This window comes from Paramaledivibacter caminithermalis DSM 15212 (genome assembly GCF_900142245.1).
GTDB classification, from domain to species: domain Bacteria; phylum Bacillota; class Clostridia; order Peptostreptococcales; family Caminicellaceae; genus Paramaledivibacter; species Paramaledivibacter caminithermalis.
Genome location: NZ_FRAG01000096.1, coordinates 1 through 7,190 on the forward strand (window position 1 = coordinate 1; position 7,190 = coordinate 7,190).

The following is a 7,190-nucleotide window of genomic DNA, read 5'->3' on the forward strand; positions in this document are numbered from 1 at the left end:
CCAGTATCATGTAAGAAGCCGTTTATCTATCGAGAGATATTTTTCACTCTGCTTCTTGGCATATACATTTTTAGAGATTTTCCGAGTTTCTGAGTGGCAGTTATCTCTTAAAACAATTGGAGAGACAATTAGGTATTGCAAAAATGTAACTGCTAAGAAATTTATTAAATATATTTATTATCAAGCTCAGCAAAATGTACCTTTACAAAGTATATATCATTCCTTGAAATTACCTGCTTAAATTTTTAAAAACAAGCAAGGTAAAACAGAGTATTTATATGCTTTTTTACTGGAATAACTAGGATGTTAAACATTTATTATACTAGTATGGTAATTTGACTTTAATATTTGCATAACTAGAATTAGTAAGTTGTTGGTCGTACTTCAATTATACTAAGAAAAGTGGCTGTTCTTGATTTATTTTTGAGAATTTCTATTGAAATTTCAATATGTTTAGTTCTTTTTTAATGTGCGAAAGTTGAGTCTGTTACTTTTAAGCTATTCAAATTAATTTGTATAATAATTATTTCACTAACAGTATCAATTTTAAATAGAAATATCATGAAATGTATAATTTTAGTCATAAAGTAAGGATTTAAGTCAAAATATCTTGTTTTTCTACGTTTTATGACTAAATATAAACTTTTTACAAAGCTGATATGTATCTAATTTCTTGTATCTCTTTGCGAAAATAAATTTTTACTAAAAAAGCACAGAAGATATAAGCAAAATTATATCCTCTGTGCTTTTTTAGTTTTATAGTGCTTTTACACTCTCTTCCACTTAACCCCTTGTGGTGTATCTTCCAAAACAATTCCTTGAGCCTTTAAATCATCTCTTATCTTGTCAGCTAATGCAAAGTTCCTCTCTTTTCTTGCATTTTGTCTTTCTTCTATAAGCTTTGCAATCTCTTCATCAAGGATTTCCTTTTCTTTATTAACTATTCCTAGAGCACCTGTAAGCTCTTTAAACAATCCCAAGCTTTTTTCAGCAAACTCCTTGGAAGATTCAGCATTTAGTTTGGTATTTATTTCCTTTATCAGCTCAAATATAGCAGCAATTCCATCGGCGGTATTTAAATCATCATCCATTACTTCAATGAATTTTTCTTTATGCTTTAATAAGCTAGTAAAAATTTCTTTTTCCTCATCTGTCATAGTCTCATTCTTAGCATTCTTAATTAAATGCTCAAGATTCTCCTTTGAGTTATATAGCCTATCTAATGCATTTTTTGCCTGCTGCATCAACTCTCTGCTGAAGTTAATAGGATTTCTATAATGGGCTGATAACAAGAAAAATCTTACTACCTCTGGATCAAATTCACCTATAATATCCCTAACTGTAAAGAAATTTCCCTTAGATTTTGACATTTTCTCATTATTTATTGTTATATAGCCATTGTGTACCCAATATCTTGCAAATGGCTTTCCCGTATAAGCTTCGCTTTGGGCTATTTCATTTTCATGGTGTGGAAAAATCAAATCCTGTCCACCAGCATGAATATCTATAGTTTCTCCTAAGTATTTTGTAGACATTACTGAACACTCTATATGCCAGCCTGGTCTCCCCTTACCCCAAGGACTATCCCAACTTGGTTCTCCTGGCTTTTGTTTTTTCCATAGGGTAAAATCAGTTGGGTTCTTTTTTATCTCCTTAACTTCAATCCTTGCTCCAGCTTCTAATTCTTCAATACTTTGTTTGGAAAGCTTACCATATTCATTAAATTTGGTCGTATCATAGTAAACATCTCCATCTACTTCGTATGCATATCCCTTTTCTACAAGGGTCTTTATAAATTCAATTATTTCACTTATATTTTCAGTAACTCTTGGATGTATAGTTGCTCTTTTTATGCCTAATGCATCGGCATCCTTAAAATATTCTTTTATATATTTTTCTCCAATCTCCTTAGCACTTACTCCTTCTTCATTTGCCCTTTTTATTATTTTATCATCTACATCTGTAAAATTTTGGACATAGGTTACTTTATATCCCCTATACTCTAAATATCTCCTCATAGTGTCAAATACCGTAAAAGGCCTTGCATTTCCTATATGGAAATAATTGTATACAGTAGGGCCGCAGACATACATCTTCACTTCCCCAGGGTTAATTGGTATAAATTCTTCTTTTTTTCTAGTTAAGGTATTAAATAGTTGCATATTTATTCTCTCCCTTCTTTATAAATAATTTCTTCTTCGAGTTTTACTAATCTTTTTCTAAGACATTCTATCTCTTGGGCTATAGGGTCAGGTAGTTTTACTTGGTCAAGGTCGGCATCAGGTCTTTTTTTATTTGCAACCTTAACATCATCCTTTATGACTACTCTACCTGGAACTCCTACAACTGTACAATTTGGGGGAATTTCTTTCAAAACAACTGAACCTGAACCTATTTTTGAATTATCTCCTACCTTAAAAGGTCCTAATATTTTAGCTCCAGAAGCTATTACTACATTATTACCTATGGTAGGATGTCTCTTACCCTTTTCTTTTCCTGTTCCACCAAGGGTAACTTCTTGATAGATAGTTACATCATCACCTATTTCTGTTGTTTCACCTATAACTACACCCATTCCATGGTCAATAAACAATCTTTTGCCTATTTTGGCACCTGGATGAATCTCTATGCCTGTAAAAAATCTATTTAACTGGGATATAACTCTTGCTATCAAAATCAATTTTTTTTCATAGAAAAAATGAGCTATTCTATGAAGAAAAACTGCATGAACACCTGGATAGCATAATATTACTTCAAATCTGCTTTTGGTAGCAGGATCTCTTTCAATAATAGAATCAAGATAATCAAAAATTTCTTTAAGCATTTCATTTTTCCTCCTCTCCCATTATTTTATATTCATATGCCCATTTTGGTGTTAAGATTAAGACTAAGATTTGGATTAAGTATTTGGGTCAAGCTTTTGGGTCTTGAGAATATAAAAATCCCCGTCTCTAAAAAATTCAGAGACGGAGATTTATCCGCGGTTCCACTCTGATTAGATATAGTAATATACTTTAAGGTTAATCCTATTAAGTTAGCTACTAACTTCTAAACCGTAGAATTATAATTGAATCTCTTAGGTCATACTTAAAAACAAAACCTAACAGTTCCCTTTGAAAGTATTGCTGTTACATTATATCTCTCTCAAATAACCTTTAACGGAGCTATCCGTGAAGACCTACTTATTAATTTCAGCCTCAGACTCATAGGTGCATTTCAACCTGTATATAGCTTTAGGCTGCTTTCAGCCAGTGACAGCCCTTCTCTTTAAGCATCAACATGTCTACTCTCCTAATCAATGTCATATTACTATATTTATTTGTTCTTTATAAAAAGTCATTATCCTAAATAATTTTCTTTTACATATTCTATTCTCTTAATAATATTTTCTCTTCCAAGTATTGCTATTACTTTATCTATATCTGGTCCATGAAGTTGACCTGTAAGAGCTGCTCTTATTGGCATATATAAGTTCTTTCCTTTAATTCCAGTTTCCTTTTGAATCATTTTAAATACCTTTTTACCGAATACTGCATCTATCACTTCTGCATCCATAATCTTATCTTTAAATGTATTCAAAAGGCTTGGAACATGTTCCAATTTTAACATTTCTTTAACATCATTATTTTCAAGTATTACTTTCTGAATAAAAAATTGCTTCGCATATTCAGATATTTCACTTAAATATGAAATTCTTTCTTTAGCAGTCTCTACTATCATTTTTACCCATTCATATTTTGACTCAACTTCATCTTCGGCTATCATATTGGCTTCAACCAGGTAAGGAATACACAGCTCTGTAAGCCTATCTATATCTGCCTCTTTTATATAATGGGCACTTACCCAGTTGAGCTTATCAACATCAAATACTCCACCACTTTTTGAAACTCTATCAAAGGAGAATCTTTCTATCATTTCATCCATGGTCATTATCTCTTTATTATCCTCAGGACTCCAACCAACAAGTGCTATATAGTTGACTAATGCCTCTGGTAAATATCCTTTTTTCCTAAAATCTTCTACTGCTACATCTCCTTGTCTTTTACTGAGTTTTTTCTTTTCTTTATTAAGAATATTTGGAAGATGTGCAAATTTAGGTAGTTCCCATCCAAATGCTTCATATAGTATTATCTGTTTAGGCGTAGAAGGTAGCCATTCTTCTCCACGAACCATGTGAGTAATTCCCATTAAATAATCATCTACCACAACAGCAAAATGATAGGTTGGGAAGCCATCGGATTTGATAAGAACTTGATCGTCAGAATCCTTGGTATTCATTGTAACTGTTCCTCTTACTAAGTCGTGGAATATTATCTCTCTATCCTTAGGTAGTTTTAATCTTATAACATGTGGTTCACCATTTTGTACTCTCTTCTTAGCTTCATCTAAAGGAATACTTCTACAGTGGCCATCATATCCAAGCATTTCGCCCTTTTCTTTTTGTTCTTCTCTAATTTTATCCAATCTTTCCTTAGAACAGAAACAATAATATGCATGCCCGCTTTCTAAAAGTTTTTCTATATGTTCTTTATATATGCCGAGTCTCTCAGACTGTGTATAGGGTCCATATTCACCTTTTACAACAACCTTACCATCTTCAAGCATGGGACCTTCATCATGGATTATTTTAGCCCACTCCATTGAACTAAGCAGATTCTCTATGGAACCTTCTACATATCTAGTTCTGTCTGTATCTTCTATTCTTATTATATATTTTCCATTATTTCGCCTTGCAAAAAGATAGTTGTATAAAGCAGTTCTTAAGCTTCCTATATGAACATATCCAGTAGGACTGGGCGCAAATCTTACTCTTACAGTCATCATTAAACCTCCCATATGTAATTCCAATAACCATATAAAGCTTATATAGTAAAACTTAATTTCTACAAATTCATACTACTGGACACCTCAACGAGGTTTAGTATGTAGGAATTAACAATTTCACCTTAAACTCTATATATTAGATTATTATATCCTAAATATATTTTTGTATCAAGGGATTTTAATAAAGTGGTTAAACACTTTATTGGATTAAGATTTCCTTTTGGGTCTATCCTTTTTGGTATAGTTTAAGATTAAGAATTATAGTCGTTCTTTTGAGTCACCTTTCAATAGATTTTGAGAAGCTTTAAAACTTTCTCTATAGCTTCATTTACGTCTAACTCTTCCTTTTCATTTTTCCATCTTAATTTAAATTCTACTTTATTTTCACTTGCTCCTCTGGCTACCACTATTCTTATAGGTATACCCAAAAGGTCGGCATCATAAAACTTAGCACCTGCCCTTTCCTTTCTATCATCTAAAATAACATCTATATTTCTACTTTTTAGCTCTCTATATATATTTTCTCCTAATTTAACCTGTTCTTCCTTTTTAGTGTTTAGTATAGATATAATTACATGATAAGGTGCTACCTTTATGGGCCATATTATTCCATCTTCATCATGATGCTTTTCTACTATGATACTAAGCAGCTTATAAATATCTATATAGCTTGAAGCTCCATATATACCCTTAGACTTTCCTTCCTTATCCTTATACTGTAGGTTTTTAACATCGGTTATTTTTCCCAAGCTTAATATTTTCCCCAAATCTATTCCATATTCTTTATCAAGACTACCTCCACATACTGGACATTTATCATTATCCATTATATAGCTTACTTCTGCAATCAAGTCTCCTACAAAGTCCCGTCCATATTTTACATTTTTTAAATGATAATCTTTTTTATTGGCACCAGTTACCAGTGCTCCTACACTGGTTATCTCTTTATCAACAATTATTCTAACACCTTCAAGTTCTACTGGACCTACAAAACCAGGGACAGTCTCAATATTGCCATCAATTTCTTCATATTCTGCCATATTTATATCTCTTATAGGAACATTCAATATACTAGAAAGCTTATATGGATTCAACTCCCTATTTCCCCTTATAACTACTGCTACAATTTCTCCTCCTGCTTTAACCAACAATGTCTTTGCTAAGTTCTCTGCCTTTATATTCATAAAATTCTCTAATTCCTTTATTGTTTTAATATCTGGAGTATGAACTGCCTCTATTTCTTTATCGTCGGTTTCATATTGTTGAACATAGAAGTCGGCTACTTCTTCCAATGTTCTAAATTCACATTTGTCGCAGCTATAAATAGTACGATCTCCAGCTCCACAGGTAAATATTAATTCATCTGCCTTATCTGCAGGATTTTTCTCATTATAGGACTTCAAGCTAAAGATATCTAAACCCATTTCACAAAATTTAGATTTATAAAAATCTATTATGTTCTCATATCCTTGTAAAAGCAGTTCTTCATTTTCATAAAAAGAACAAGTTCTAAAAGTCGTAAAATCCTTTGACCTTAATAGTCCATCCTTAATCTTTATTTTTTCCCTTCCCGATGAGAAAATATCATATATAGTCTTTGGCAAATCTTTATAGGATTTCATGTCATTTCTTAGAGAAAGGCTTACTGACTTTTCAAACTCTATATCAGATGGTATATATACTCTTTGAAATCCTTCTCTTTCTAATTGATCAGATAATAAATCTAGTAGTTTATTTATAGCTCTTATTCCAAAAGGTAAAACTGAATATACTCCTGGTGAAATATTCCTGAACATTGCCGATCTGAGTAGAAGCTTTTGGCTTTCTATATTGAATTCATCTTCAATATTCTTAAGGGTTTTTCCAGTTAACTTTGTCATCCTCATGATTCATCTCTCCTAACATATTACTTTATATAAGGCAATACTCTCTTGTTGGTTGACAGTAAGTTTTTAGGATAAAGCATTTATATCACATTACGATGAAAAATAACCTTCTAATATGTAAAATTTTATCATCATATATCTATATTATAACAATTTTTATTGTATAAATAAGCAATATTATCCTGAATTATTCATAGAAAACATCAAAAATGATTGAATCGTAGTATTAACAAGTAGTCCAACAAATTGGACTTTGCACCCATTGGGTGAAATAACAAAAAAATAAAGAAAAGAACCTAATTTTGTGTTAAAGTTAAAGCGTTAAAACAAAAACTATATCACGAAAAGAGGTTCTTTCTATGACAAGTTTACATCAAAATTCACTTAACTTCAACAAAAGTTTTTCATATGATTTCGGTGGAGGTAATCTTTCTTCAGATGCAGGGTTAATAATAGTTCGTTCTTTTCTTGAAAAAATTG

At 31.6% G+C, this 7,190-nt stretch carries 4 protein-coding genes, 1 pseudogene and 1 other annotated feature; of the genes and pseudogenes, 1 reads left to right on the forward strand and 4 read right to left on the reverse strand.

All coding sequences use genetic code 11. The features are described 5' to 3' along the window. A pseudogene (locus BUB36_RS20040) lies at positions 1 to 241 on the forward strand (IS701 family transposase); the annotation flags it as partial. 526 nt (positions 242 to 767) lie between these two features. On the opposite strand, the gene cysS reads toward BUB36_RS20040, so the two are convergent. The 4 genes from cysS to BUB36_RS18055 form a co-directional block, all read right to left on the reverse strand. Beyond that, a complete protein-coding gene (cysS, locus tag BUB36_RS18040; RefSeq protein ID WP_073153532.1) occupies positions 768 to 2,162 on the reverse strand; it encodes a cysteine--tRNA ligase in 1,395 nt (464 codons plus the stop codon). Between the two features lie 2 nt (positions 2,163 to 2,164). After that, entirely contained in the window at positions 2,165 to 2,824 is a 660-nt protein-coding gene (gene cysE / locus BUB36_RS18045) for a serine O-acetyltransferase (RefSeq protein WP_073153535.1), read from the reverse strand. 135 nt (positions 2,825 to 2,959) lie between these two features. Then, positions 2,960 to 3,308: a binding site (T-box leader), on the reverse strand. Between the two features lie 31 nt (positions 3,309 to 3,339). Further along, positions 3,340 to 4,821, reverse strand: coding sequence for a glutamate--tRNA ligase (gene gltX, locus BUB36_RS18050; RefSeq protein ID WP_073153537.1), 1,482 nt, complete (start codon positions 4,819 to 4,821; stop codon positions 3,340 to 3,342). Between the two features lie 287 nt (positions 4,822 to 5,108). Continuing rightward, on the reverse strand, positions 5,109 to 6,710 hold the full coding sequence (locus BUB36_RS18055) for a proline--tRNA ligase (protein WP_073153540.1): 1,602 nt from the start codon (positions 6,708 to 6,710) through the stop codon (positions 5,109 to 5,111). Positions 6,711 to 7,190: the final 480 nt, after the last annotated feature.

Bases quoted from the DNA above. Each gene is read 5' to 3' on its own strand.
- BUB36_RS18055 (WP_073153540.1), bottom strand. From the start codon at position 6,710: ATGAGGATGACAAAGTTAACTGGAAAAACCCTTAAGAATATTGAAGAT.
- gltX (WP_073153537.1), bottom strand. From the start codon at position 4,821: ATGACTGTAAGAGTAAGATTTGCGCCCAGTCCTACTGGATATGTTCAT.
- cysE (WP_073153535.1), bottom strand. From the start codon at position 2,824: ATGCTTAAAGAAATTTTTGATTATCTTGATTCTATTATTGAAAGAGAT.
- cysS (WP_073153532.1), bottom strand. From the start codon at position 2,162: ATGCAACTATTTAATACCTTAACTAGAAAAAAAGAAGAATTTATACCA.